We start from the raw sequence: 25,919 nt of genomic DNA on the forward strand, positions 1-25,919 counted from the left end.
GGAGCTCCCGAGCTCGGACCGCCGGGCATTTTGCTCGGCCGCTGGTGAAACTTTCACCACCGCCCGAGCTCGGAGCTCCACATTTGTGACTTTTCCTCGTCGGAGGTGGAGCTATTTGCTCCGTCGCTGGAGCTCGGAGCTCCGGTCCCCGAGCAAATAGTCACAACAACGGAGCTCAGAGCTCGGCGCGCCGAGCAAGATCAGTCGCGCGTCGAGCTCGGAAACCCAAACGGCTAACGGCCAGCGGCCCCGCGAGCCCATGTGGCGGGCTTTTCGGGTCAGAAGGCGCTACGCGCCCGCCGCCCCGCCCGGCCAGTGGGCGGCGCGGACGATGCCGTCCAGGTCGCCGGCGAGGCGGTCGAAGCAATGCGGCAGCGCGAGGGGCGACAGTGGGACTTCGTCGCCGTCGCCCCCGGTGCGGGTGCGCGGTTCGGCCAGGCGGGCGAGCGCACTACTGCTGATGGTCTTTGGCAACCTGCGCTTCACTCAAGCGCAGGAACCGTGCGGCATTGTTGTAGAAGATGTCGCGCTTCTGTTCCGCGCTGAGGAAAGGCGCGGCTTCGATCGACTTGATCGCCTCGCCTATGGCATCCGGCCAGTACATCTGGTCGGAGCCGAACAGTATCCGTTTCTCAAAACCGGCATCGACCATGCGTTTCAGCGCGTCGTAGAACTGCGCGCGCGGGAACGCGAAGACATTGCAGGAGACGTCCACGTAAAGGTTCGGGTGGGTGAACATCATTGCGATCATCTCGTCCACCAGCGGCGAGCCATAGTGCATGACGTAGATGCGCAGCTTCGGATGCTTGCGCAGCACATCCTCCAGCATGAACGGTGAGCCCATGCTGGCGCGGTATTCCTCGTAGCCCGGGATGCGCGCGGCGGCCGGCGGGCCTTCGCCCAGATGGATGCCGACCGGAATGTCCAGTTCCTCGGCAAGCGCGAAATAGGCTTCGTAGCGCGGGTCGTCGGGGCGGTGGCCGCGATATTGGAGATAGGCCTCCCCAAGCACCGCCAGTTGCCCATTCGCATGCAGCCGGCGCAGTTCGTCGATGCTCTTGTCCTTGCGCTTGCCGAAGGCAACGCCCGGAATGATCGTGTCGCCGCCCGCGGCCTTACGCCAGTCTGCGACCAGTTCCACCGGGCCCTCGGTCACCGCCCGTCGAACGTTGTACTTGCGCAACTCCGCGAGCGTGCGGTCGCGGAGCTCCGCATCGCTCTTCGCCGAGAAGATCGGCTTGTCGCAGGCGATGAAGCTGGCGAAGTCCAGTTCGGCCTTGGGATCGAAGGTGGGGATCGTTACGCCCTGGTCGCCCGGGCAGAGTGGCGTACCAGGCGGGAACTCATCCGCCGGGAAGGCATGCAGATGCATGTCGATGACCGGGAGCCGCTGCTGCGCGTAAACAGGGGTGCAGAGGAGAACACAGAGCACGAAGCTCAAGGCTTTCATGGAGTCACCTGAGAATGGGCGAGGAAAGTTTCGCAGCGGCAGCCATCGGTCACACGAACCCGCCGCGCCATCCCGCGCAACACTTCATCAAGTGGGACTGACGCGTTGATCCGGGCTGAGATTAAGGACCGCGGGTCCGGCTAACAAGCGGGTGCGTCGCCGGACCCTGCGTGTTCCAGGGTGCCCACTGCCCCACCCGGCCAGTGGGCGGCGCGGACGATGCCGTCGAGGTCGCCGGCGAGGCGGTCGAAGCAGTGCGCCAGCGCGAGGGCGACAGCGGGACTTCCTCGCCGTCGGCATCGGTGTTGGACTCTGGCAGGCGGCCCCGCTGCGCATAGCGCATATGGGCCTGAGTGAGACTGTCCGCGCTTGGATAGACTAGTTCGAACCCGCCAACACGAGTCCTACCGCCACATGGCAAACAATCAAGAACTGAAACAAGGCGACGGATTCATACGACCGGCACAAGATTGGCATGAACTTGAGCACAGCCAAGTTGTATCGACGGACAGTGACCCTTTCCAATGTTTGGTGCGCCTCCCCGGGGGAGCAGGCGCCAAGCTTGCGGACCTGGTGCCGTCTTCCGATCTCTTTGTTTCCCCTTTCACTCGAGCCTTCTCTGAGCGAGACCCGCAAGCTCATCAACAAGCACGAGCACTTTTCGACCTGGCGAGTTCCTTCATCCGTGAAGCAGGGGCGATAGAAGTCGGGGCATTGACTAAGAAGATCAAGAGTGATCTTCGGTTCAAGCATCTCGATATGCCGTACATTGAAAACTGCCTGAAATGCAGAGCCGCTATCGGCTCTTTTATCGTGGAGAGAATGAAAAGGCCACCATCTTTCCGGCTCTCATTGGCCGATAGCCTTAAGCAGCGAGAGAAGACTCGTATCTTCGCGGCAACATTCGCCGAAGAGTTGGACGCCCTCAGCAAGCGGGTGAGACACATAATTCCACACGCGGCCACTCTTGGAACTTACCGCGAGAACCTTCTTCAAAGCCTCCTTCGCAAGAACCTGCCGGATCGATACCACGTCGCCACAGGATTCATCCATGGGTGCGACCGACAACTCGATGTCTTGATCTACGATAGCGTCGATTACGCGCCGATATTCAGGGAGGGAGACCTTGTGGTCGCGACCCCAGAATCGGTTCGTGCCGTGATCGAGGTCAAGACTAGTCTGACCACTTCTGAGTTAGGCAATAGCCTCGCCCTATTGAACGAGGTGTGTGATTGCGATGAAGGCACCCCGCCGTTCTTCAAAGGAATCTTCGCTTTTGAGTCAGCAGACACCGACACTCTGATGAGCGGTGTACATGACTTTTACCGGGACACCTCTGACGAAGTCGAGGCTGAGGACCTTCCTACCTCCATCTCCCGTCCCTTTCAGCATCTAACTGCCCTTGCCGTTCCCGGAAAGTCCTTCATCTCAATCGACTATCTGAAAGGCAAGGACACATCACGGTACCGGCCTGTAGCCGTTTCGTGGGAAAGCGCTTCGAATCTGCGGCCTCAAGCTGCCCTCTTCTTGAGCATGCTGCTTTCCTACCTGCGACACGACACAGCAAAGCGACAGGGGAGCTGGGACCCTCAAGCACTCCTCGGTTCTGACACAAAACCAGTCCTGATGCGTCCCCTCGGGTCAGCTAGCTGGGGTAACTATGTACTCGAAGACCATGGACGCGAGATCGAAGGTGTGCCGCTCAACCAGCAGATCGAGAGTGTGCAACGCTGGCTCAGCGGGGCGGTGTGGGAGTCCTAGCCGCGCCATGCGGCATAAGACTTGACGCTTGGAGCTTGCTGTAAGCCCAGCGCATGGGACGGTACGGCGAGGCTGCGCGCCTCGCTCGACCGAGACCCCGACTATCTAGACGGGGATGCCCTGCCCGGCCAGTGGGCGGCTTGGACGATGCCGTCGAGGTCGCCGGCCAGGCGGTCAAAGCAATGCGCCAGCGCGAGCGGAGACAGCGGGACTTCGTCGTCGCCGGCTTCGGTGCGTGGTTCGGTCAGGCGGGCGAGCAGCCGCAGGTGGTCGCGGGCTTGTACGAGCGCCAGGTGCGCGTCCTCGGGAAGCTGATACGCCATCGGCGAGCGGTCGGCGGCGGTGGTTGCGGTGGTTGCGGTGGTGCGATGGTCCTTTCGCATCTCGATTCCTCCAGGCAGTCCTTGCTGGCTTGCGCCGCGAGCGCGACGCAAGGGTGTCGGGAGGCTAAGAACCGAGCGTAGTCGGCGGGCAGCTTTTCCCTTGCGGGTGTTGTATGGCTGCCGCCCTCCCGACGCGGAGCAACTACGTCGAGTTGTGCACCAAGAAACCTTGGACACAAAAAACCCACCGGTTTGACGGAGGTGGGGACCGCTACGCTCGGAGTTCTTAGGCTCCGGGAGTGAGTCTGCTACTGGGTGGTTGAGTGCGTCAAGCAGCGCTTTGCGCGCTTCGGGGGCCTGGGCGAACTCGCCGAGCGGACTTTTCCGAATGAGCGCCGACGGAGTATCGTCGCCGTGGGGACAAGGGGGAGCGACATGGGTCGTCGCAAACAGAATGGACTGGAGCTGATCGCCTCGCTGCCGTGGCCGGTCGGAATCGTCTTAGGCATCCTCGCGTTTGTTGGCATTCGCTACGGGCTGGGTTGGTACTTCACGACCACCGCATCGCACATCACGCAGCAGGTCGGGCGCCAGATGCTGTCGAGCGGCATGCTTGCCCCGATCGCGTGGATTTTCCTGGCGATCTGCTGGTTCGGCGCCCTGCTCTCCTGGCTCGGCAGGCGCAAGCGCAAGCAACTACTGGCCACACAGACCGGACTCGACAACCTGCGTGCCATGACCTGGCGCGAGTTCGAAATGCTCGTAGGAGAAGCCTTCCGTCGACGCGACTACGCCGTCGAAGAAACCGGGCTTGGAGGTGCGGATGGAGGCATCGACCTGATCCTCCGCAAGGACGGACGCAAGGAACTGGTCCAGTGCAAACAATGGCGCAGTATGCAGGTCGGCGTTTCCGTCGTGCGCGAGATGTGGGGACTCGCGAACCACCACAGCGCGGATGGCGCCAAGATCGTCAGCGTCGGCGACTACACGCGGGATGCAATCGAGTTTGCGAGGGACAAGCAGATCGAACTAATCAGCGCCCCGCAGTTGCTGGAAATGATTCGAAGCACCCAAATGCCCGGACGACACGAACCATCGACGGAAACCACAAGCGGAGCACCATCTTGCCCCTCTTGTTCGGCCGCCATGGTGCTACGTCGGAACAAAGCAAGCGGCCAATCCTTTTGGGGATGTGGCAACTACCCGAACTGCAGGGGCACAAGGGCGATGAAAAACCTACTCTGACCGCTGTTCTTTGCCCCGTGCCACCCAATTCCGCGGGGCGAAGCCAGATGGGACAAGAAACGCACTCTGCCCCTGCTTCGATAGGTCTCCTCCCCTTTTTCATCACAGGCATTCCATGGACACATTAGTTGACAGCACTGAACGCGCAGAAAAACGATGGCCAGATGATGTGTTGGGCCGGGATCGTCTTGCCGACTTCCTCACGACGTCATTGACCGAACAGGCACGCATCCGGACGCGATCACAGGGCACAGGACTGACGGTAGCCCTCGACGCGGACTGGGGCACCGGCAAGAGCTTCTTTGTTAGGCATTGGGCATCGGACCTTACGACCCTGGAACATCCCGTAGTGGTATTCGACGCTTGGGAGAATGACATCGGAGACGAGGCCGCTGTCGCTCTGATGGCATGCATAAAACTGGAACTGGAGAAGTGGACTGCAAAGCTGCCAAACAAGAATGCAATTCGAAATAAAGCAAAGGAAGCCACGACCAGCGCAATTCAAGGCCTCAGGAAAGCAATCGTTCCAGCTTCGAAAGTCATTGCCGCAGGCGTCTTGAAGAAGGCAACCGGAATTGTCGTAGAGGAAATTTTTGACGCCTATACAAGCACTTCAAACAAAGCCCTTGACGAAATCTCGGAAGCCACATCTGCAACACTAGAAGCGGGCCTCGATGAGCTTTTCAAAAGGTCGCTAGACGAGCATCAGAAACGAAGCGCGGCGATAAAACATTTCAAGACCTCAATTTCTAGTTTGATTGAGCTATTAGAGGCTGAGGCAAACGCAAGAATGCCGGTATTTGTCTTTATCGACGAAGTTGACCGATGTCGCCCAACGTATGCAATCAAGCTCCTTGAAGAGATCAAACATATTTTTGGAGTTTCCAAGATATGTTTTGTTGTCACGACCAATCTCAGCCAACTCCGGGAATCTGTCTGCGCCATCTACGGCGCTGGATTCGATGGTCACCGCTACTTGAAGAGGTTCTTTGATTACCAATACACACTTCCCGAACCCGACAACGAAAGCTTCTCTGCCCAACTGTTGACGGAAGGATCGGCAATCAGCTCAAGAAGCACGGCAAATGGGCTGCCTGCCCGATCTGCCGAGCCAGATGCAAAGCATGCAATTGCCCTCATAGCGAATGGGTTCGGACTCGACCTCAGGTCACAGAAGCAGGTCTTCTCTGTCGCAAATTCCGTAGCAGCAGCCATCCCAAATGACAAGAAAGTCTTCGTGATATGGCTGTTCTTCCTTTGCGCACTCCAGCATAAAAAGCCCGACCTTTTTGAGGCACTCCTACATACGAGACTGGACAAAAAAAGCTTTGATGACTTATGCCGTGAAGCTTTCAAGAAAGACATCGAGGTCGAGTATTCAAAGCCAGGGCAACACCCGTATGAACGACAGCCCCCCAGCGGCAGAGCATCGCTCTCAGAAATCGTCTGGGCCTACTACGACTGGTCGTTTGAAGATCTCTTGAAGCTACGTGACAGGAGCTCCGAAATAAATCTGTACAACTATCCTGCCTCGAACATTAGAGAGGTAGCTGACGAAGCACCGAATCCATACTACGAAAGAACAAAGTACCCTCCATCTATCGCAAGATATGCCGAGTGGGTCAAATACGCAGGACTTGCTTACGCGGATTAGCACAAGCAACTAACTTTCAGGGCCTGCCAAAGGCGCATCGGGGAACGTGGCAATTGAACTGGCATTGTTGCCATCTCTTGCGGCGCTCTCGGGCGGTGGTCTGTAGCGACTTCAGCCCTCGACCGCGTAGCCGTTGCGGTTGCCTGGTGGCCGGCGACGTTGTCGACCTGCCACGTCTAGCTCCTTTCTAGAGTCAGCCCCGATCAGTCCCCGCCCTGCGGTGCCGCTGCCACAAACCGAACCGCCTCGGCCACGGCCTTGGGATTTTCGCGGTGGAGGTTGTGCCCGGTGGCGTAGTACTGGTGGATGCCGCGCGACGCGCCGGCAAACAGGTCCGCGTGCTGGCGCTTCCACAGGGCCTTGCCCTGCGCGGTTTCCTCGAAGACGAACGGCTCGGCTGCCACCTGCGTCGTAGTGAGCAGGGCCACCGGCAGGTCAGGAAGAGTGCGCGGCGTGGTGGCGGCGTCGCTGTCGAGCTGGGCGATCAGCAGCTTGTAGTCTTCCGCCATGTTCGGCGGCAGCATCGACAGCAGCGCCTTGTCGTCGGCCAGTACGCGCTCGCGATCGGCGCGCAGGGTGTCGTGGCGTTGGCCCATGGTCGCCGGATCGACCAGCACCAGGCCCAGCAGGCGCTGCGGATGCTGGCGTGCGAACTCGGTGGCCAACAGGCCGCCATAGGAATGGCCGACGAGCACGACCTTGCGGTTGGGCGCCAACGTGTCCATGACGGCGTTGAGGTCCTGCAGGTGCTGCTCGATGGTCTTCGGGGCGCCGTCCGTGCCGGACTTGCCCAGGCCGGCGCGCGCATAGGCGATGCAGGTGCAGTCGGCGCCCAGGCTGGCGATGGTGTCCTTCCACACGCCGGCGCCCTGGCCGAAGCCGGACTCGAACACGACGGTGACCGGCCCCTGTCCCTGCTGCTCTGCCTGCAGGCTGTAGCCCTTGCGGGCGACCTGCACGCCGGCTGCCGGCGCGTCTGCTGCGTGCACCGTCGTTGCCGCGCATGCCAGCGCCAACGACAGCATCCATCCCTTCATTGCGAACGTCTTGCTCATTACCACTCCGTGTTGTGGGGTTTGTTGATGTGCGGATTCTGGCTGTATGAATGGGCGGTGCGGAGTGCGGTTGGTCATGTTGCGTTCTTACCCATGACGGTCGAACTCAAAAGCAAGGACAGCCGGATGCGGGAGTTTGCCGTGGTCATCCTTCGACTCCGCTTCGCGGAGCCTGTCCTGAGCGCCAGCGAAGGGCTCAGGACGAACGGTTAGGTGATTGCGTTGCTGATGGAATAAGCAGGGCCCGCTGGATGGCGCGCCCTCACCCCTACCCTCTCCCGCAAGCGGGAGAGGGGGAACAGCCCGCAAGGGAGATGGGGAACAGCGCGCAATGGAGAGGGGGAACGGCCCGCAAGGGAGAGGAAGAACAGCGGCGTTGCGTAGCTGTTCGCGGCAGCATCGGCAGCAGCGCCTCCCGCATGCAGGGAACGTGTCGGTGCCTACGTGCCCTTCGCACGTGCAGTCGCTGTGCCCGGGCGGCGCGGCACTTGGGCCGCGGCCGCGTTGTGCATTGAAGGTTCTTTGGTCTTGCGTTGCCGCGCTGGAGCAGCGGCTTCGGCGAGCAGGCGACGGAACGTCGGGCACTCCAGATGGCTCGGTGCCCGGCATGCGGCGGCGTGGCGCAGGCCATCGCGCATCGCGCTGAGCCGGTGGATGGTGCGGTCCAGTTCGGCGGCCTTCGCGGTGAGCATGCGTCGATCGATGCTGGGGCGGCCGTCGGCCGCAAACATCGCCGCTATCTCGTCCAGCGAGAAGCCAGCGGCGCGGCCGAGCGCGATCAACGCCAGGCGCTCCACCACCAAGGGATCGAAGACGCGCCGCAGGCCCTGTCGGCCGATGGATGCGATGAGCCCCTTCTCCTCGTAGTAGCGCAGCGTGGACGCGGGCACACCAGAGCGTTTCGCCACCGCGGCGATATCCATGCGGGCACCTCTTGACCTCAAGTCGACTTGAAGTGGCACTGTGCTCGCCATCGCACGACGGCACAAGCCGCGGAGGATGGATATGGACCTGGTGGCATGCACGGCAGGGATTGGCGCTGGGGCGACCCTGTTGATGGACCTCTGGTCACTCGCGCGGCGGAGCCTGCTGGGAGTGCCGCTGCCGAATTACAGCCTCGTCGGGCGCTGGCTGGGACATATGCGCAAAGGCCGCTTCCGTCATGAAGCCATCGCCAAGGCCGCACCCGTGCGGAATGAGCCGCTGATCGGCTGGGTCGCGCATTACCTGATCGGCATTGGCTTCGCTGCACTGGTGCCGCTGTTCTGGGGCGCAGCCTGGTTCCACGCGCCGACGCCCGGGCCGGCGCTGACGGTCGGGGTGGCCACGGTGGCCGCACCTTTTCTGCTGATGCAGCCCGGCATGGGCGCCGGCCTTGCCGCACGTCGAACGCCACACCCGCACGCGGCCCGCCTGCAGAGCCTCATCACGCACGCGGTGTTCGGGCTGGGCCTCTACATGGCGGCCGTGGTGCTGCGTGCCCTGCTCCCGCAGTAACCGCGCGCTCGCGCCTCTTCATTGCACCCACGACAGGAACATCACCATGCGTATTCCCGCCCGTTTTGCCCCGATCCTTTTCGGCGCCCTGCTCTCGATGATCATGGTCGCCGTGGTCACGGCCTTCGTGCTCGCGATCAATCAAGGCCTGCATCCCGGCTTCTTCGCTCAATGGTCGAAGAGCTGCATGACGACCTGGCCGATGGCCTTCGTCACCGTGACGATCGTTGCGCCGCTGGTGCGCAAGGCGGTGTCGAAGGTCACGGGCTGAAGCAAGCCCACAAAAAGAAACAGGCCCGCCAGTGGCGGGCCTGTGTTCTGAGACCTGGGCAGTCAGGTCACATGTTGCGGCGGTACTCGCCACCGACGTCGTACAGCGCGTGGCTGATCTGGCCGAGGCTGTGGGTCTTCACCGCTTCCATCAGGCTGGCGAAGACGTTGCGGCGTTCACGGGCGGTGGCCTGCAGGGTCTTGAGGCCGTCGGCGGCATGGCCGTTGCGGCTGTTCTGGTAGCCGGCCACGTTGTCGATCTGCTGGCCCTTCTCGCCTTCGGTCGAACGGATCAGCTCGATCTCGGTGACGATGTCGCCGCCGTGGTCCTTGGGCAGGAAGGTGTTGACGCCGATCAGCGGCAGGCTGCCGTCGTGCTTCTTGTGCTCGTAGTACAGCGACTCTTCCTGGATCTTGCCGCGCTGGTACATGGTGTCCATGGCGCCGAGCACGCCGCCGCGCTCGCTGATGGCCTCGAACTCCTTGTAGACGGCTTCCTCGACGATGTCGGTGAGCTTGTCGACGATGAAGCTGCCCTGCCAGGGGTTCTCGTTGAAGTTGAGGCCCAGTTCCTTGTTGATGATCATCTGGATCGCCACGGCGCGGCGCACGGACTCTTCCGTCGGCGTGGTGATCGCTTCGTCATACGCGTTGGTGTGCAGGCTGTTGCAGTTGTCGAACAGCGCGTACAGGGCCTGCAGCGTGGTGCGGATGTCGTTGAACTGGATCTCCTGCGCGTGCAGGGAGCGGCCGCTGGTCTGGATGTGGTACTTCATCATCTGGCTGCGTGCCGAGGCGCCGTAGCGCTCGCGCATGGCGCGGGCCCAGATGCGGCGGGCGACGCGGCCGATGACGGTGTACTCCGGGTCCATGCCGTTGCTGAAGAAGAACGACAGGTTCGGCGCGAAGTCGTCGATCTTCATGCCACGGGCGAGGTAGTACTCGACGATGGTGAAGCCGTTGCTCAGCGTGAAGGCGAGCTGGCTGATCGGGTTCGCACCGGCTTCGGCGATGTGGTAGCCCGAAATCGACACCGAGTAGAAGTTGCGGACGTTGCGGTCCACGAAGTACTGCTGGATGTCGCCCATCATGCGCAGGGCGAACTCGGTGCTGAAGATGCAGGTGTTCTGCGCCTGGTCTTCCTTGAGGATGTCGGCCTGCACGGTGCCGCGCACGGTGGCGAGCGTGTGCGCCTTGATCTTCTCGTAGGTCTCGGCGTCGACGACCTGGTCGCCGGTCACGCCCAGCAGACCCAGGCCGAGGCCGTCGTTGGTCTCGGGCAGCATGCCGGAGTACTCCGGACGCTTCCGACCTTCGAACATCTTTTCGATCTTGTCGTGCGCGGCGTCCCAGCGGGCCTGGTCGGCGCGCAGGTACTTCTCGACCTGCTGGTCGATCGCGGTGTTCATGAACATCGCCAGGATGATCGGCGCCGGGCCGTTGATCGTCATCGACACCGAGGTGCTCGGCGCGCACAGGTCGAAGCCGGAGTACAGCTTCTTCATGTCGTCCAGCGTGGCGATGTTGACGCCGGAGTTGCCGATCTTGCCGTAGATGTCCGGGCGCACGGCCGGGTCCTCGCCGTACAGCGTGACGCTGTCGAAGGCGGTGGACAGGCGCGCGGCCGGCTGGCCGACCGACAGGTAGTGGAAGCGGCGGTTGGTGCGCTCGGGCGTGCCCTCGCCCGCGAACATGCGGATGGGGTCCTCGCCGGTGCGGCGGTACGGATACACGCCGCCGGTGTACGGGTAGTAGCCCGGCAGGTTTTCCTTCTGCAGGAAGGTCAGCAGCTCGCCCCAGCTCTTGTAGGTGGGCGCGGCGATCTTCGGGATCTTCTGGTGGCTCAGCGACTCGCGGTAGTTCTCGACGCGGATGGTCTTGTCGCGGACCTGGTACTCGTTGACCTCGTCGGTGATCGACTTCAGGCGGGCCGGCCACTCGCGCAGCAGCTTCAGCGCTTCGGAGGTGAGCGACTGCACGGCGTCGTTGTAGCGCTGGCGGAGGGTGAGCAGGGTGCGGTCTACGGCAACAGCGCCCTCATCCGCCCTCCGGGCACCTTCTCCCGCAGGCGGGAGAAGGGCTTCCGCGGCGTACAGGTCGAGGGCCTTCGGCAGGTCCTTGTCGCCCAGGTCGTGCAGCGACTGCCTGTAGCTCTGCGCGCGATCGGCGGTCTCGGACTGCGTTTCGATCTTGGCGTTGATGCCGCGGCCCTGCTCGGCGATCTCGGCGAGGTAACGCACGCGGGCGCCCGGGATCAGCACGGTGGCGCGCGGCTCCTTCAGCGAGGTGTCGAGGGCCGGCGTCCACTTCTCGGCCGGCAGCGACAGCTTGTCGCGCAGCAGGCGGCACAGGTTGGCGAACATCCAGCTGATGCCGGGGTCGTTGAACTGGCTGGCAATGGTCGGGTAGACCGGGACGTCCTCGTCCTTGGTCTGGAAGGCGACGCGGTTGCGCTTCCATTGCTTGCGCACGTCGCGCAGCGCGTCTTCGGCACCGCGCTTGTCGAACTTGTTCAGCACGACCAGCTCGGCGTAATCGAGCATGTCGATCTTCTCGAGCTGGCTCGGCGCGCCGAAGTCGGACGTCATCACGTACATCGGGAAGTCGACCAGGTCGACGATCTCCGAGTCGGACTGGCCGATGCCGGCGGTCTCGACGATGACCAGGTCGTAGCCCAGCGACTTCAGGAAGGAGATGCAGTCCTTCAGCACGACGTTGGTGGCCATGTGCTGGCGGCGCGTGGCCATCGAGCGCATGAAGACGCGCTTGGAGCGCAGGGTGTTCATGCGGATGCGGTCGCCCAGCAGCGCGCCACCGGTGCGGCGGCGGGTCGGGTCGACCGAGATCACGGCGATGCGCATCTCCGGGAAGCTGGAGACGAAGCGGTTGAGCAGCTCGTCGGTGACCGACGACTTGCCGGCGCCGCCGGTGCCGGTGATGCCGATGACCGGGGTCTTGCCACCGGCCAGCTGCCACTCCTTGCGCAGGTGGGCGAGCTCGGATTCCTCCAGCGCGCTTTCCTCGATGGCGCTGAGCATGCGGCCGATCTCGATCTCGTTGCCGAGGTCGACCTGGTGCGGCTTGTCGACCGGCAGGCGCGCGGCGCCGGCGCGGCGCACGACGTCCTCGATCATCGCCACCAGGCCCATGTGCATGCCGTCGTTCGGGTGGTAGATGCGCTCCACGCCGTAGGCCTGCAGTTCGCGGATCTCCTCCGGCGTGATCGTGCCGCCACCGCCGCCGAACACGCGGATGTGCGAGGCGCCACGCTCCTTGAGCATGTCGACCATGTACTTGAAGTACTCGACGTGGCCGCCCTGGTAGGACGACAGCGCGATGGCGTCGGCGTCTTCCTGCAATGCGGCGCGGACGACGTCCTCGACCGAGCGGTTGTGGCCGAGGTGGATGACCTCGGCGCCCTGCCCCTGGATCAGGCGGCGCATGATGTTGATGGCCGCGTCGTGGCCATCGAACAAGCTGGCGGCGGTGACGAAACGCAGCGGGGAAGTTTCGACGGCGACTTCGGGGAGGGAGGTAGCAGGAGTGCTCATGACGCGCTCAATACGGACACAATCGAACGCGCATTGTAGCGCCGCGACGGTTTTCCCACCCGCAGCGGCATTCCGGCGCGGTCCGCAGCGGTGAATGGAGGCTTCCGTACGCGCCAGCATTGACTCGCGAAGGCGCGCCGCCCGGGCCACTGTGAAGGCCGCGCGACGTGGGTTAGGCTCGTGCGTCATGACCCAGATCGCCGAAGACTCCATCCTCACCCGCCTGCGCCAGGACGCCGATCGCGGTACGCCGCAGGCCCTGTACGCACTCGCCAGCGCACTGGTGACGCGGCAGCAGATGGCCGAGGCGTTCGACCTGCATCACCGCGCGGCGCAGGCCGGCCACGCGAACGCGCAGATCGAAACCGCACGGATGCTGATGTTCGGCATCGCCGCGAACGTGGACGTGCCGCGCGCCGGCGAATGGCTGCTGCGCGCCGAGGCTGCAGGAAGCCCGATCGCCGGGTACTTCCTCGCACTGATGGCGGTGGGCCATCCGTCGTTCGCGCGTGAGGCACGCACCAACGAGCGCGTGCTGGCGGCGGTCAACGCCAATTACCCGCCTGCACTGCGCGCGGCCGCCATCCATTTCGGCCGCAAGCCGGACGAGCACGACCAGACGCTGTGCCTGCAGCTGCTGGAACGGGCCACCCATGCTGGCGACGTCGTCGCGGCGCAGCTGCTCGCCGAACGCCTGATGCACGGCGAAGGCTGCATCCCCCAGCCCGAGGCCGCCGAGGAGTTGTGGGCCCAGCTGGCGCCGCTGGGGATCGAACGGCTGCCTGATATCTCGCTGCCGCTGCCGGCGTCCACGCCGGGCCCCTCGAACACGCTGGCACTGGAAGAGGTGCTGCAGCGCCCGGCGGTCAAGCTGCTTTCGGCCGGCCCGCGCATCGGGCAGGTCGATGGGCTCCTGTCGGCTGACGAGTGCCGCCTGCTGATGGCGTCGGCGCGCCCGCGCCTGCAGCGCTCGCGCACGATCGACCCGGAGACGGGCCTGCCGGTCGCCCAGGAAATCCGCACCAGCAGCGATGCCAGCATCGACCCGATCGTCGAGGACCTGGCGCTGCGGCTGGTGCAGCTGCGCATGTGCGTGGCCGCCGGCGTCTCGCTGACCCAGGCCGAAAACCTGACCGTGCTGCGCTACGAGCCGGGCCAGGAATACCGCCCGCACCGCGATTACCGCCCGCCGGGCGCGATCGAGCAGGACCGTCCGGAGGCCGGCAACCGCCTGCGCACGATCTGCGTCTACCTCAACGAGGTCGAAGCCGGCGGCGAAACGGAGTTCCCGATCGCCAGCGCGGTGATCTCGCCCGAGCCGGGGCGCGCGATCATCTTCGACAACCTGTTCCCCGACGGCCGGCCCGATCCGGACTCGCTCCACGCCGGCCGCCCGGTCCAGCAGGGCATCAAGTGGCTGGCCACGCTGTGGCTGCGCGAACGCCGCTACCGGCACTACTGAGCGGCGCGCTCCGCGGCGCAACACGTCGCACAATTGGCAACGCCAGCCCAACGGCTGACGCCTGAACAGGCCCAACCGCCAGAGTCGGCCAGACGCATACCTAGCCGTATCGCGGGTTTGCATTAGACTGTCGCCCCTGCGGCGGCCGGGCATTACCCGCTGCATAGGCGAATCCTTCAAAGATTCAACGACTTATCAGACAAAGCTGGCGCCGGGCGCATTGCGCAGAACCGGCGTCCAGGGCGGAGCATCCGATGATTTTCGAAACCCTCGACACCTTCGGTCACGAGCAGGTGGTTTTTTGCCACAACAAGGATGCGGGCCTGAAGGCCATCATCGCGATCCACAACACCGTGCTGGGTCCGGCGCTGGGCGGTACCCGCATGTGGCCGTACAAGACCGAGCAGGATGCTCTGAATGACGTGCTCCGCCTGTCGCGCGGCATGACCTACAAGAACGCGGTCGCCGGCCTCAACATCGGCGGCGGCAAGGCCGTGATCATCGGCGACCCGGCCGTCGACAAGTCCGAGGCGCTGTTCCGCGCGTTCGGCCAGTTCGTCGAAGCGCTGGGCGGCCGCTACATCACTGCCGAGGACGTCGGCATCGACGTCAACGACATGGAGTACGTGTACCGCGAGACCGAGTACGTCACCGGCGTGCACCAGGTCCACGGCGGTTCGGGCGACCCGTCGCCGTTCACCGCCTACGGCACGCTGCAGGGCCTGATGGCCACGCTCAACAAGCGCTTCGGCGACGAGGAAGTCGGCAAGTACTCCTACGCCGTGCAGGGCCTGGGCCATGTCGGCATGGAGTTCGTGAAGCTGCTCAAGGAGCGCGGCGCGAAGATGTTCGTCACCGACATCAACAAGGGCCTGGTCGACAAGGCCGTGTCCGAGTACGGCGCAGAAGCCGTGGGCCTGGACGAGATCTACGACGTGCCGGCCGACGTGTACTCGCCGTGCGCGCTGGGCGGCACCGTCAACGAGCAGACCCTGCCCCGCCTGAAGGCCAAGGTCATCTGCGGCGCGGCCAACAACCAGCTGGCCAACAACGCCATCGGCGACGAAGTGCAGAAGCGCGGCATCCTCTACGCGCCGGACTACGCGGTCAACGCCGGCGGCGTGATGAACGTGGCGCTGGAACTCGACGGCTACAACCGCGAGCGCGCCATGCGCATGATGCGCACGATCTACCACAACCTCGGCCGCATCTTCGAGATCGCCGAGCGTGACGCGATCCCGACCTACAAGGCTGCCGACCGCCTGGCCGAAGAGCGCATCAGCGCGATCGGCAAGCTGAAGCTGCCGCTGGGCCGTTCGGCTCCGCGCTTCCAGGGTCGTATCCGCGGCGGGCATTGATTCCGTCTTGCGACGGCATCAATCCCAAAGTTTGCATTCGCAAACTTCGGGCCCGGCCCACGCTGCCGAATCCCCGCCGCTATCGCGACGCCCCCTTTACCAAAGGGGGCTCTCCTCCAGAAGGGGAATCGGTCGCTGGAACTGGAAAGATAAAGAGAACGCCCGGCTGGTCCGGGCGTTTTTTTTGCGCCGCAGGACTGCGGTTTCACCTGTAACCGATAGAATCGGGTTTCGATCCGCGCCGCCCGCCACACGCACTCCAAGGAATCCCATGCGCCCGTTCCCTCTCGGTGAAGAAATCGATGCCCTGCGCGACGCCGTGCGTCGCTTCGCCGACGCCGAAATCGCACCGCGCGCCGCGCAGATCGACCACGACAACTGGTTCCCGCAGGACCTGTGGCCGAAGCTGGGCGAGCTGGGCCTGCTCGGCATGACCGTGCCGGGCGAATACGGCGGCAGCGAGATGGGTTACCTCGCCCACCTGGTGGCGATGGAGGAGATCTCGCGCGCTTCGGGTTCGGTCGGCCTGAGCTACGGCGCGCACTCCAACCTGTGCGTGTCCAACCTGTACGCCAACGGCAACGAGGCTCAGCGTTCGAAGTACCTGCCCAAGCTGTGCAGCGGCGAGTGGAAGGGCGCGCTGGCGATGAGCGAGCCGGGTGCTGGTTCCGACGTGGTGGGCTCGATGAGCTGCCGCGCCGAACTTCGCGACGGCGTGTGGGTCGCCAACGGCAACAAGATGTGGATCACCAACGGCCCCGAGGCCGATGTGCTGATCGTCTACATGCGCACCGCCGGCAAGGAATCCGGCAGCCAGTGCATGACCGCCTTCATCGTCGAGAAGGGCATGAAGGGTTTCTCCACTGCGCAGAAGCTCGACAAGCTCGGCATGCGCGGCTCCAACACCTGCGAACTGGTGTTCGACAACTGCGAGATCCCGGCCGAGAACGTGCTTGGCCACGTCAACCACGGCGTCAAGGTGCTGATGAGCGGCCTCAACACCGAGCGGCTGGTGCTGACCGGCGGCCCGCTCGGCCTGATGCAGTCCGCGCTCGACATCGCGCTGCCCTACGTGCGCGAGCGCAAGCAGTTCGACGCGGCGATCGGCACGTTCGGCCTGATGCAGGGCAAGATCGCCGACATGTACACCTCGCTGCAGTCCAGCCGTGCCTTCGCCTACCAGGTCGCGCGCGACTACGACGCCGGCCACAAGTCGCGCATCGATGCGGCCAGCTGCCTGCTGCACGCCAGCGAGGCCTGCGTGCAGGTGGCGCTGGAATCGATCCAGACGCTCGGCGGCAACGGCTACATCAACGAATACCCGACCGGACGCATCCTCCGCGACGCCAAGCTCTACGCGATTGGCGCCGGCACGAACGAGATCCGCCGGATGCTGATCGGGCGCGAACTGTTCGACGGCAGGAGCTGAGGCTTTAGCTTCGGTGACACCGACACCATCCCGGCCGTGCCGGGATGATGTGTTTGGTGGGCGCGACTCTTCTGGTTAGAACCCCACGGACCACGTCGCCATGGCGCGCGTGTAGGTCTGGCCGTACTCGTGCCGGCTGTCGAGATCGAACCCCAATCGGCTGCCGCGACCGAAGCGCGCCTCCAGGCCGACGCCGAACACACCGATGTCGTCGTCCAGCGATGCCCCGAGGATCGGCGACCACACATCCAGCGCCGTGAAACGCGCATTGATGTCGGTGCCCGACTGCGACAGCAGGTGCTGCCATTCGACACGCCCCTGCAGCGACCACAGCCAGCTCCCGGCACGCCACTCGCGCGCCGCGCGCACGCCGAACAGCGCCTGCGTCGCGCGCATGGTCGAATCTGCGGTGCTGAGACCGAAACCGGCGGCGCCGTCTTCGCCGAAACCATCGCGTTCCAGGTGCAGCGCCTGCACGCCGGCGTAAGGCGTGACGCGTCCGGCATCGAACGTCAACGGCAATCCCGCCTGCAGGCCCACCGTGGCGTAGCGGTCGGCGTAGTTGGCCCCGACGCGGAAGTCGTCCGCGCCGAGCACGATCTCGCGCTGCGTCCAGCGCTGCATCCGGCCCAGCGCCATGCTGCCAAAGAGGTAGCCGCGGCCGAGGTCGTACGCAGCGTAGAGCTGGCCTTCGACCTGGCGGTTGCGCTCGCGGTCGTAGCGGTCGGCATGCCACGCGTAGCCTTCGGTTTCGGAAACGGCCACGCCCAGCGCGAGGCGGTCGTTGTAGCGGACGTCCTGACCGAGCATCCAGCCGTCGGCGTCGACGTCGAAGCTCGACACGGCGCGTTGCGATTTGAGCCCATCGGCCCAGGCGCCCGTCGCAGGCGTCGCCAGCAGCGCGTCCGCGCGGGCCTCCAGCGCGCGTCGGTTGCTTTCGATCGCCATCATCGCGAACGCACTGTCGGCGCCGTGCAGTTCGCCGGACAGGCTGGAAAGCGTGCGTTCGGCCGCCTGTGCCGTGGGCACGCCCTGGATCGCACCGGCGCCGGTGCGGAAATCGCCGTCGATGGGCTCGGCCTGGCCATCGGCGTCGTCGATGCGGTCGAACGCGTCTTCGACCCGTTCCGCGCCCGATGCGGCCATGGCGCTCAAGCTCATCGACTGCGCGGCAGCGGTCACTTCCAGGCGGGTGATGTCCAGCCAGGCTTCGGTCGCGCTGTAGCCCAGCGTTGCAGTGAGAAGGACGTTCGACTGCGATGTGAGGCTGTTGAACTGCCCGGTCACGCTGCCCGCATCGAGAAAGACTTCCCGACTGGCATTCACGTAGCCGGGAAGGAGACCCAGCACGTGCAGGTTGCCGGCGAGGCTGGCGGTACCGCCTGCCCTGAAATGAGCGCCCACCATGAGCGCCATCCGCGCAGACGCCGTCTGTTGATAGTCGCCGGTCACGTAGGACGAGCCTGAATCGAGCAGCAGCGTGCCCTGGTTGATCACGCTGGCCGCACTTGCTCCGCTGGACCGGCCACCGCTGCCGATGGCCAGCGTGCCAGCCGGTCCGATGGTCACGGGCGAGGTGATCGTGGTGCCGATGCGCAATGTGCCGCCCTGTACGCGAGTGCTGCCGGCGTACTGGGCGGAACCGTTGATCACCAGCGTGCCGGTGCCCTGCTTGGTCAGTCCGCCGTCACCGAAGATGTTGTTCGCCCAGGTCGACGTGCCGCCGTCGAAATTGACCGTTACATCTCCCCAGTCGAACCGCGCGGGACCTCTCACGGCCTTGCCCACGTCGAGAGAGCCATACCCGAACGAAGCATCCACTCCGGGCGCGCCGAGGTCCGTCGCGGTTCCCAGCAGTGTCTGCCGCACCAGGTCGTTGTTGAAGTAGGGAAACGCCTGCCACACCAGCGCCGCCGCACCCGACACCAGCGGCGCCGCGAGCGACGTGCCGCTCCATCGCCAATACGTCGGGTTGCTCGGAGTGTCATTCGTGCCGGTCACTACGACGGTACCGGGCGCGGCCAGGCAATAGCGCATCGCCACGCCGCAGGCATTGGAGTAGCTCGCGAGCACATTCGGATTGGTGCCGTCGAGCGCGACGACCGACAACCAGCCACGTTCGAGATCCGCCGCGGGCAGGGTGCCATTGGGACCGGGCTGGCTCGGCAATGCCGCCATGCTGGACGGATTGGCGCGCGATTCGTTGCCGGCGGCGAACACCACGAGGCCGCCGTTGCTCTGGATGAAGGGCCTGTATTCGTCGGCGATGGGCGCGGTGGCGGCGCTGTTGGTCCAGTACAGGCCGCCCCACGAGTTGTTCATGATGCGGGCGCCGCGATTGATCAGGTCCTGATGGATCGACTTCAGTCCCAGCGCACCGTCGACTTCGTTGCCCTGCCCCGAGCCGTCATCAGTCGGCTCCTTGTCGGCGATGATCCGCGCCGAAACGATCTGCGCGCCGGGCGCGATGCCGCCGGGCCACGCACCGAACGGCGTGCCGGCCATGATCTGCGAAACGGCCGTGCCATGGCCGACGACGTCGTCGACCGCGAGGTTGTTCTGCGATGCGCTGATGTAGGTGAGGTTGGCCACAACGCGCGGCGCCAACGCCGGGTGGTTGCGCATCACACCGCTGTCGACAACGCCGATGCGCACGCCCGCGCCGCTGAGTCCGGCCTGATGCGCCGAAGATGCATTGGTGAGCGTCAGGTGCGTGCTGTATTGGGGATTGGGCGCGAACACCACCGGCGGCGGTGGCGTCGGCGGCGCAGGAGGAGGTGTAGTCGTCGCGGGCGGCGGACTGGGACGGACGTTGCCGCCTCCGCCTCCCCCGCCGCCGCATCCGGCCATCACCACGGCCGTGCCCAGGAGCACGCAGCGCACAGCCACGACAAGTCCATCCAACCGGTAGCGCATATCGTCCTCGGTCGATGACGCGTTCGCTCCCCAGCGAATCCAGCGCGCATCCCTGCTCTGCCGTTTTAATCCAATGCCCGCCGCTCCACAATCCACGCAGCCTCACGTCGATGAACCCTTCAGGCGCGCGGACATGGCTACACGCGATCCTCACATCGCCATTACAACGCGCGCATTGAAGCGCGACGACTGGCCGAGCATCGAGCGCCTGTTCGGCAAGAACGGCGCCTGCGGCGGCTGCTGGTGCATGTGGTGGCGCGTGCCGATGGGCGGCAAGACCTGGGATGCAGCCAAGGGCGCACCGAACCGGAAGGCGTTCCATGCCCTCGTCGAACACGGTGATGCGAGGGGCGTGCTCGCCTTCGCCGACGAGGAGCCGGTGGGCTGGTGCGCGATCGGTCCGCGACAGGACTTTCCGCGCCTGGACCGCAGCAAGGCACTGGTGCGCGATTGGCAGCCCGCAACGTGGTCGCTCAACTGCCTGTTCGTGCCATCGCGCTGGCGCGGCCAGGGCGTCGCCCGCGCTCTGATCGCCGCTGCGATCGACTTGGCCCGGCAGTCCGGCGCCAGCGAAATCGAGGCCTACCCGCAGGCCGTCGCCGCCGGCGAGCGGCAGGCCGGCGCCTTCGTCTGGACCGGCGTACCGGGTTTGTTCACGCCCTTCGGTTTCCGGGCGGTTCACCGTCATGAGCGTGGCCGGGGCCTCTACCTGCTCGAGCTGGGCTGACTCAGTTCCGGGGTTTGCCGCGGTGCAGCATGACGCCGCATAATCCGGGGGTTCCGGCCGCTGCGCCGGCCCGTGTTTTTTCCGGAGTCCTTCATGAGCGATGTCGTCATTGTCGGTGCCAAGCGCACCGCCATCGGTTCCTTCCTTGGCCAGTACACGGGCGTTCCCACGCCGACGCTGGGCACCGCCGTGATCGGCGGCGCGCTGGCGCACGCGGGCGTGGCTCCCGACCAGGTCGACGAGGTCATCATGGGCTGCGTGCTGCCGGCCGGCCTCGGCCAGGCTCCGGCCCGCCAGGCGTCGCTCGGCGCCGGCCTGCCGGCTTCGGCCGGCTGCACGACGATCAACAAGGTCTGCGGCTCGGGCATGAAGGCGATCATGCTGGGCACCGACCTGATCAAGGCCGGTTCGGCCAATGTCGTCGTGGCCGGCGGCATGGAGTCGATGACCAATGCCCCGCACCTGCTCAACGGTTCGCGCACCGGCATCCGCTACGGCAGCGGCGAGCTCCTCGACCACATGGCCTGGGACGGCCTGACGAACCCGTACGACGGCAAGGCGATGGGCGTGTTCGGCGACGCCACCTGCTCGACCTACGGCTTCGACCGCGAAGCGCTGGACGCCTATTCGGCCGAGAGCGTGCGCCGCGCGCAGGCCGCCGTGGCCGGCGGTGCGTTCAAGGACGAGATCGTTCCGGTGACGGTCAAGGGCCGCAAGGGCGAGGTCGTCATCGATACCGACGAGGAGCCCGGCAAGATCGACCCGTCCAAGATCCCGACCCTGCGTGCCGCGTTCGGCAAGGACGGCGTGCTGACGGCAGCCTCCTCCTCGAAGATTTCTGACGGCGCGGCCGCCACGGTGCTGATGAGCGCCGACGAAGCAGCCAAGCGCGGCCTGAAGCCGCTGGCGCGCATCGTCGCGCATGCCGGCCATGCGCAGGCGCCGGAGTGGTTCACCACGGCTCCGGTGAAAGCGATTTCAAATGTCCTGGACAAGGCCGGCTGGACGGTCGCCGACGTCGATCTGTTCGAGGTTAACGAAGCGTTCGCCTGCGTCGCGATGGCACCGATGAAGGACCTCGGGATCGCGCACGACAAGCTCAACGTCAACGGCGGCGCCTGCGCACTCGGCCACCCGATCGGCGCCAGCGGCGCTCGCCTGGTCGTCACCCTGCTGAACGCTCTGCGTACGCGCGGCGGCAAGCGCGGCGTGGCGTCGCTGTGCATCGGCGGCGGCGAAGCCACCGCGATCGCCATTGAGCTCCTGTAAAGGATTTCAAACGAAGTCTGTAAAAAAAACCGGCCAGCCGCTTGACACGCGTCACGGGCTTGTCATCATGTTATAGGCGCGCAGTTGCGCGTTGCCTAACTAACGACGAGGAAACGAACATGAACTTCAACAAGGCGCTGATCGCCCTGGCTCTGGGCCTCGCCCTGGCCGCTTGCTCGAACAAGGAGCAGGCTGAGAACGCTGCTGCTGACGCCGCTGCCGCTTCGACCGAAGCCCAGGCCGCTGCCGACACCGCCGCCGCCACCGGCGACGCCGCTACTGCCGACGCTGCCCAGGCCGCTGCCGACACCGCCGCTGCCGCTGCTGACGCCGCTGCCACCTCGGCCGACGCTGCTGCTACCGCCGCTGCTCCGGCCGCTGCCGACGCCGCTGCTGACGCTGCTGGCCAGGCTGCTGACGCCGCCGGCCAGGCTGCTGACGCTGCCGGCCAGGCCGCTGACGCTGCTAAGGAAGAAGTGAAGAAGTAATCGCAAGCAATTGCGATACACTGAAAAAGCCGTCGGTCCTCCGGCGGCTTTTTCTATGTGGGGTCAGTGACCGATCGAGCCGGACCTACCGGCAAGCCGCGACACTGGCGTTGCCCGATCGATGTAATTCCAGCTTTTCAGACAACCTTTTCGGAGACCGTCATGAATACCAAGCTCTACGTCGTCCTGGCCGCTGCCGTTCTCGCGCTGTCGGCCTGCACCAAGAAGGATGCCGATCAGGCCGCCGACCAGGCTGCCGCTTCGGCCGACCAGGCCGCTGCCGCCGCTGGCGACGCCGCGACCGCCGCGGGTGACGCTGCCTCGGCCGCCGGCGATGCCGCTGCTGCCGCCACCGACGCCGCCGCCACCTCGGCCGCCCAGGCTGTCGACCAGGCCGCCGCCACCACGGCTGCCGCTGCCGATTCCGCCCAGGCTGCTGCAACCGACGCCGCTGCCGGTGCCGCCCAGGCAACCGCGGACGCCGCGCAGAAGACCGCCGATGCCGCACAGAATGTGGCCGACAAGGCCGCTGACAAGGCTGCTGAAGAGAAGAAGCCGTAAGCGTCAGGCAATACGATTCCAGGAAAGGCCCGCGCAAGCGGGCCTTTCTTTTTTGACGACCCCGACGCAACGGTTGGCGCGCGTATACATCAGTGCGATTGGCCGCCTGCGGCCCTTTGTGGTTTGATGCCGCGTCCCATTGCATGCCGCGCTTCGATGCCCACGATCACGTCCCAGCTCGACCCCCGCTCGCAGGAGTTCCAGGAGAACGCCACCTACCACCGCGCGCTGGTCGAAGAGCTCGATGCACGCCTGGCACGTGCGGCCAACGGCGGCGGCGACAAGGCGCGGGCCAAGCACACCGAGCGCGGCAAGCTGCTCGCGCGTGACCGCATCACAGCCCTGCTCGACCCCGGTTCGCCATTCCTTGAAATCGCACCGCTGGCCGGTGAAGGCATGTACGAAGGCGCGGCCCCCGCCGCCGGCATGGTCTGCGGCATCGGCCGCGTCATGGACCAGGAAGTCGTGATCGTCGCCAACGACGCCACGGTAAAAGGCGGCACGTATTTCCCGATCACGGTGAAGAAGCACCTGCGGGCGCAGGAGATCGCTCGTGAGAACCGGCTGCCCTGCATCTACCTCGTCGATTCCGGCGGCGCGTTCCTGCCGCTGCAGGACGAGGTGTTCCCGGACAAGGAACACTTCGGGCGCATCTTCTACAACCAGGCCCGGCTGAGCGCGGAGAACATCCCGCAGGTCGCCGTCGTCATGGGCTCGTGCACGGCCGGCGGCGCCTATGTGCCGGCGATGTGCGACGAATCGATCATCGTCAAGGAACAGGGCACGATCTTCCTCGGCGGTCCGCCGCTGGTGAAGGCGGCCACCGGTGAAGTCGTCGATGCCGAGGCGCTGGGCGGCGCCGACGTGCATACCTCCGTGTCCGGCGTGGCCGACCACTTCGCCGAGGACGACCGCCATGCGCTGCAGATCGCGCGCGACGTGGTCGGCTCGCTCAACCGCAGCAAGCGCCTGCCCGTCGCCGTACAGCCGGCGCGCGAGCCGCTGCACGCCGCGCAGGAGCTGTACGGCATCGTGCCGAAGGACACGCGCCGCCCGTTCGACATCCGCGAGGTCATCGCGCGCGTGGTGGACGGCAGCGAGTTCCAGGAGTTCAAGGCGCGCTACGGCAAGACGCTGGTGACGGGCTTCGCCCACATCCATGGCTACCCGGTCGGCATCGTCGCCAACAACGGCATCCTGTTCTCGGAATCGGCGCTCAAGGGCGCTCACTTCATCGAACTGTGCAACCAGCGCGGCATCCCGCTGGTGTTCCTGCAGAACATCACCGGCTTCATGGTCGGCCGCAAGTACGAGAACGCCGGCATCGCCAAGGACGGCGCCAAGATGGTGACCGCGGTCGCGTGTTCGCACGTGCCCAAGTTCACCGTCGTCATTGGCGGCAGCTTCGGCGCCGGCAACTACGCGATGTGCGGCCGCGCCTACGGCGCACGCTTCCTGTGGATGTGGCCGAATGCGCGCATCTCCGTGATGGGCGGCGAACAGGCCGCAAGCGTGCTGGCCACGGTCAAGCGCGACGGCTTCGAAGCGGCCGGCAAGTCCTGGTCCGCCGAAGAGGAAGAAGCGTTCAAGGCACCGATCCGCGACCAGTACGAATCGCAGGGCAATCCGTATTACGCGACGGCGCGCCTGTGGGACGACGGCATCATCGATCCGGCCGACACGCGGCGGGTGCTCGGACTCGCACTGTCGGCCAGCCTCAACGCACCGATCGAGGATCGCACGCGCTTCGGCGTGTTCCGCATGTGACACATGCCGCCGTTCGCTGTGATGGTATCGATGCGCGACGGATTCAGGCAGGTGATCGCCAGATAAACGCAGGTGAGCGACAGCGCTATTGGTGAGTAGTGTCACACCCGATGTCGGGCGCGCTGCGTAGCCTCAAGGGGTTCTACAAACCCCAACGAGGAAGTACGCAATGGCGATTTTCAATCAGAGTGCCACGCCCAAGCGCGACACGATGCCGTCCCAGCCGGAGAGCGCGCTGGCGAAGGAGCCCGCACCCAACGAGATCTCGTTTGGCTCCCCTGCCCCGGCCGCTGCACCTGCACCCACTCTCTCTGCGCACACCTCCCGCGCCAGCGAGAGCAAGGAATCGCTGATCGCCGCGGACCTGTCGATCGAAGGCAAGATCCAGGGCGCGGGCCATGTGCGCATCGCCGGCCGCTTCAAGGGCGACGTGCATGTCGACGGCGACCTCACCATCGAGATCGGCGCACGCGTCCATGGCGCCGTGCGTGCGCGCAAGGTGGTGGTGGCGGGCGAACTGGAGGGCAACATCGAGTCGGCGCAGCGCGTCGAACTGCTCCACGGCGGCCAGATCGTCGGCGACGTCAAGGCCGGCTCGGTCACGGTTGCCGCCGGCGCGCGCATGCGCGGCCAGGTCGACTTCGGCTTCGAGGACAAGGCAGCGAAGGGCAACGGCAAGGCCGAGCACAAGGCGGAGGCGGACGCCGCCGCATGAGCACGCCGCGCCCCGGCACGCCCGGCGCCACGCGCACCTGCCCGCACTGCAAGACGACGATCCTCGAAAGCGCGAACGTCTGTCCGGGGTGCAAGCACCACCTGCGCTTCGACCCGGACGCCGAAGCCTCGGGCCGGCAGCGCAGCGTGCCGTTGCGCGTGGAAGGCACGATCGCTCCGGAGAGCGACACGGCTCTGGAATACCAGGTCGTGCTGACCATCGTCGACGACAATGGTCGCGAGATCGAACGCCAGGTGGTCGGCGTCGGTGCGCTCTATGCGGGCGACCGGCGCACCTTCACGCTTGCGGTGGAGGCGTTGGAGATCAAGGGTGTCCGCGCGCCGCGCAAGCGGCATTGATGCGCCGCGACGCGGCCATCCATTAAACCGGCATGCAACAAGGGGCCATCGGCGACGATGGC

At 65.2% G+C, this 25,919-nt stretch carries 22 protein-coding genes; 15 read left to right on the forward strand and 7 right to left on the reverse strand.

Annotated elements, in window-relative coordinates; genetic code table 11:
• Positions 1–288: 288 nt before the first annotated feature.
• Both IU514_RS05255 and IU514_RS05260 read right to left on the reverse strand, forming a co-directional pair.
• Positions 289–474, reverse strand: coding sequence for a hypothetical protein (locus IU514_RS05255; RefSeq protein ID WP_194930058.1), 186 nt, complete (start codon positions 472–474; stop codon positions 289–291).
• The gene (locus IU514_RS05260; protein WP_194930059.1) at positions 452–1,450 is read right to left on the reverse strand and encodes an amidohydrolase family protein; all 999 of its coding nucleotides are present in this window, start codon (positions 1,448–1,450) and stop codon (positions 452–454) included. The genes IU514_RS05255 and IU514_RS05260 overlap by 23 nt, the downstream gene beginning before the upstream one ends.
• Before the next feature lie 414 nt (positions 1,451–1,864).
• Here IU514_RS05260 and IU514_RS05265 point away from each other — a divergent pair, with 414 nt between their 5' ends.
• Positions 1,865–3,211 carry a DUF6602 domain-containing protein gene (locus IU514_RS05265; RefSeq protein ID WP_194930060.1) on the forward strand — a complete coding sequence of 449 codons (1,347 nt, stop codon included), beginning with the start codon at positions 1,865–1,867 and terminating at the stop codon, positions 3,209–3,211.
• A gap of 101 nt (positions 3,212–3,312) precedes the next feature.
• Here the strand turns inward: IU514_RS05265 and IU514_RS05270 are convergent, their stop codons facing one another.
• Complete coding sequence (locus IU514_RS05270) at positions 3,313–3,594, reverse strand: XAC0095 family protein (protein ID WP_228760515.1); 282 nt, start codon at positions 3,592–3,594, stop codon at positions 3,313–3,315.
• Between the two features lie 375 nt (positions 3,595–3,969).
• On the opposite strand from IU514_RS05270, the gene IU514_RS05275 reads away from it, so the two are divergent.
• Both IU514_RS05275 and IU514_RS05280 read left to right on the forward strand, forming a co-directional pair.
• A complete protein-coding gene (locus IU514_RS05275) occupies positions 3,970–4,779 on the forward strand; it encodes a restriction endonuclease (RefSeq protein ID WP_194930061.1) in 810 nt (269 codons plus the stop codon).
• 115 nt (positions 4,780–4,894) lie between these two features.
• On the forward strand, positions 4,895–6,433 hold the full coding sequence (locus tag IU514_RS05280) for a KAP family P-loop NTPase fold protein (protein WP_194930062.1): 1,539 nt from the start codon (positions 4,895–4,897) through the stop codon (positions 6,431–6,433).
• Between the two features lie 203 nt (positions 6,434–6,636).
• Here the strand turns inward: IU514_RS05280 and IU514_RS05285 are convergent, their stop codons facing one another.
• Positions 6,637–7,488, reverse strand: a complete 852-nt coding sequence (locus tag IU514_RS05285; RefSeq protein WP_228760516.1) for an alpha/beta fold hydrolase — start codon at positions 7,486–7,488, stop codon at positions 6,637–6,639.
• 440 nt (positions 7,489–7,928) lie between these two features.
• Entirely contained in the window at positions 7,929–8,411 is a 483-nt protein-coding gene (locus tag IU514_RS05290) for a helix-turn-helix domain-containing protein (protein ID WP_194930063.1), read from the reverse strand.
• Positions 8,412–8,493: 82 nt separating this feature from the next.
• On the opposite strand from IU514_RS05290, the gene IU514_RS05295 reads away from it, so the two are divergent.
• Both IU514_RS05295 and IU514_RS05300 read left to right on the forward strand, forming a co-directional pair.
• Positions 8,494–8,985 (forward strand): DUF2938 domain-containing protein, encoded by a 492-nt coding sequence (locus IU514_RS05295; RefSeq protein ID WP_194930064.1) that lies wholly within the window; start codon positions 8,494–8,496, stop codon positions 8,983–8,985.
• Positions 8,986–9,031: 46 nt separating this feature from the next.
• Positions 9,032–9,256, forward strand: a complete 225-nt coding sequence (locus tag IU514_RS05300) for a DUF2798 domain-containing protein (protein WP_228760517.1) — start codon at positions 9,032–9,034, stop codon at positions 9,254–9,256.
• 67 nt (positions 9,257–9,323) lie between these two features.
• Here IU514_RS05300 and IU514_RS05305 read toward each other — a convergent pair whose 3' ends face one another.
• On the reverse strand, positions 9,324–12,806 hold the full coding sequence (locus IU514_RS05305; protein ID WP_194930065.1) for a methylmalonyl-CoA mutase family protein: 3,483 nt from the start codon (positions 12,804–12,806) through the stop codon (positions 9,324–9,326).
• Positions 12,807–12,993: 187 nt separating this feature from the next.
• Here IU514_RS05305 and IU514_RS05310 point away from each other — a divergent pair, with 187 nt between their 5' ends.
• The 3 genes from IU514_RS05310 (at position 12,994) to IU514_RS05320 (ending at position 17,055) form a co-directional block, all read left to right on the forward strand.
• The gene (locus IU514_RS05310; RefSeq protein WP_194930066.1) at positions 12,994–14,268 is read left to right on the forward strand and encodes a 2OG-Fe(II) oxygenase; all 1,275 of its coding nucleotides are present in this window, start codon (positions 12,994–12,996) and stop codon (positions 14,266–14,268) included.
• 254 nt (positions 14,269–14,522) lie between these two features.
• On the forward strand, positions 14,523–15,626 hold the full coding sequence (locus IU514_RS05315; RefSeq protein WP_194930067.1) for a Glu/Leu/Phe/Val dehydrogenase: 1,104 nt from the start codon (positions 14,523–14,525) through the stop codon (positions 15,624–15,626).
• Between the two features lie 271 nt (positions 15,627–15,897).
• The gene (locus IU514_RS05320) at positions 15,898–17,055 is read left to right on the forward strand and encodes an isovaleryl-CoA dehydrogenase (RefSeq protein WP_194930068.1); all 1,158 of its coding nucleotides are present in this window, start codon (positions 15,898–15,900) and stop codon (positions 17,053–17,055) included.
• Between the two features lie 75 nt (positions 17,056–17,130).
• On the opposite strand, the gene IU514_RS05325 is transcribed toward IU514_RS05320, so the two are convergent.
• Positions 17,131–19,971, reverse strand: a complete 2,841-nt coding sequence (locus IU514_RS05325; RefSeq protein WP_228760518.1) for a S8 family serine peptidase — start codon at positions 19,969–19,971, stop codon at positions 17,131–17,133.
• Between the two features lie 133 nt (positions 19,972–20,104).
• Between IU514_RS05325 and IU514_RS05330 the strand changes: the two genes are divergently transcribed.
• From IU514_RS05330 to IU514_RS05360, 7 genes are all read left to right on the forward strand, one after another.
• A complete protein-coding gene (locus IU514_RS05330) occupies positions 20,105–20,698 on the forward strand; it encodes a GNAT family N-acetyltransferase (RefSeq protein WP_194930069.1) in 594 nt (197 codons plus the stop codon).
• Positions 20,699–20,791: 93 nt separating this feature from the next.
• Positions 20,792–21,967 carry a thiolase family protein gene (locus tag IU514_RS05335; RefSeq protein WP_194930070.1) on the forward strand — a complete coding sequence of 392 codons (1,176 nt, stop codon included), beginning with the start codon at positions 20,792–20,794 and terminating at the stop codon, positions 21,965–21,967.
• 119 nt (positions 21,968–22,086) lie between these two features.
• Positions 22,087–22,455 (forward strand): hypothetical protein, encoded by a 369-nt coding sequence (locus tag IU514_RS05340; protein ID WP_194930071.1) that lies wholly within the window; start codon positions 22,087–22,089, stop codon positions 22,453–22,455.
• 162 nt (positions 22,456–22,617) lie between these two features.
• Complete coding sequence (locus tag IU514_RS05345) at positions 22,618–23,016, forward strand: hypothetical protein (RefSeq protein WP_194930072.1); 399 nt, start codon at positions 22,618–22,620, stop codon at positions 23,014–23,016.
• A gap of 156 nt (positions 23,017–23,172) precedes the next feature.
• Complete coding sequence (locus IU514_RS05350; protein WP_194930073.1) at positions 23,173–24,783, forward strand: carboxyl transferase domain-containing protein; 1,611 nt, start codon at positions 23,173–23,175, stop codon at positions 24,781–24,783.
• Positions 24,784–24,952: 169 nt separating this feature from the next.
• Complete coding sequence (locus tag IU514_RS05355) at positions 24,953–25,498, forward strand: bactofilin family protein (RefSeq protein WP_194930074.1); 546 nt, start codon at positions 24,953–24,955, stop codon at positions 25,496–25,498.
• Positions 25,495–25,857 (forward strand): hypothetical protein, encoded by a 363-nt coding sequence (locus IU514_RS05360; RefSeq protein ID WP_194930075.1) that lies wholly within the window; start codon positions 25,495–25,497, stop codon positions 25,855–25,857. Before IU514_RS05355 ends, IU514_RS05360 begins: the two co-directional genes overlap by 4 nt.
• Positions 25,858–25,919 lie beyond the last annotated feature (62 nt).

The organism is Lysobacter niastensis (assembly GCF_015453285.1).
In the GTDB taxonomy this organism is placed as follows: Bacteria; Pseudomonadota; Gammaproteobacteria; order Xanthomonadales; family Xanthomonadaceae; genus Lysobacter_J; species Lysobacter_J niastensis.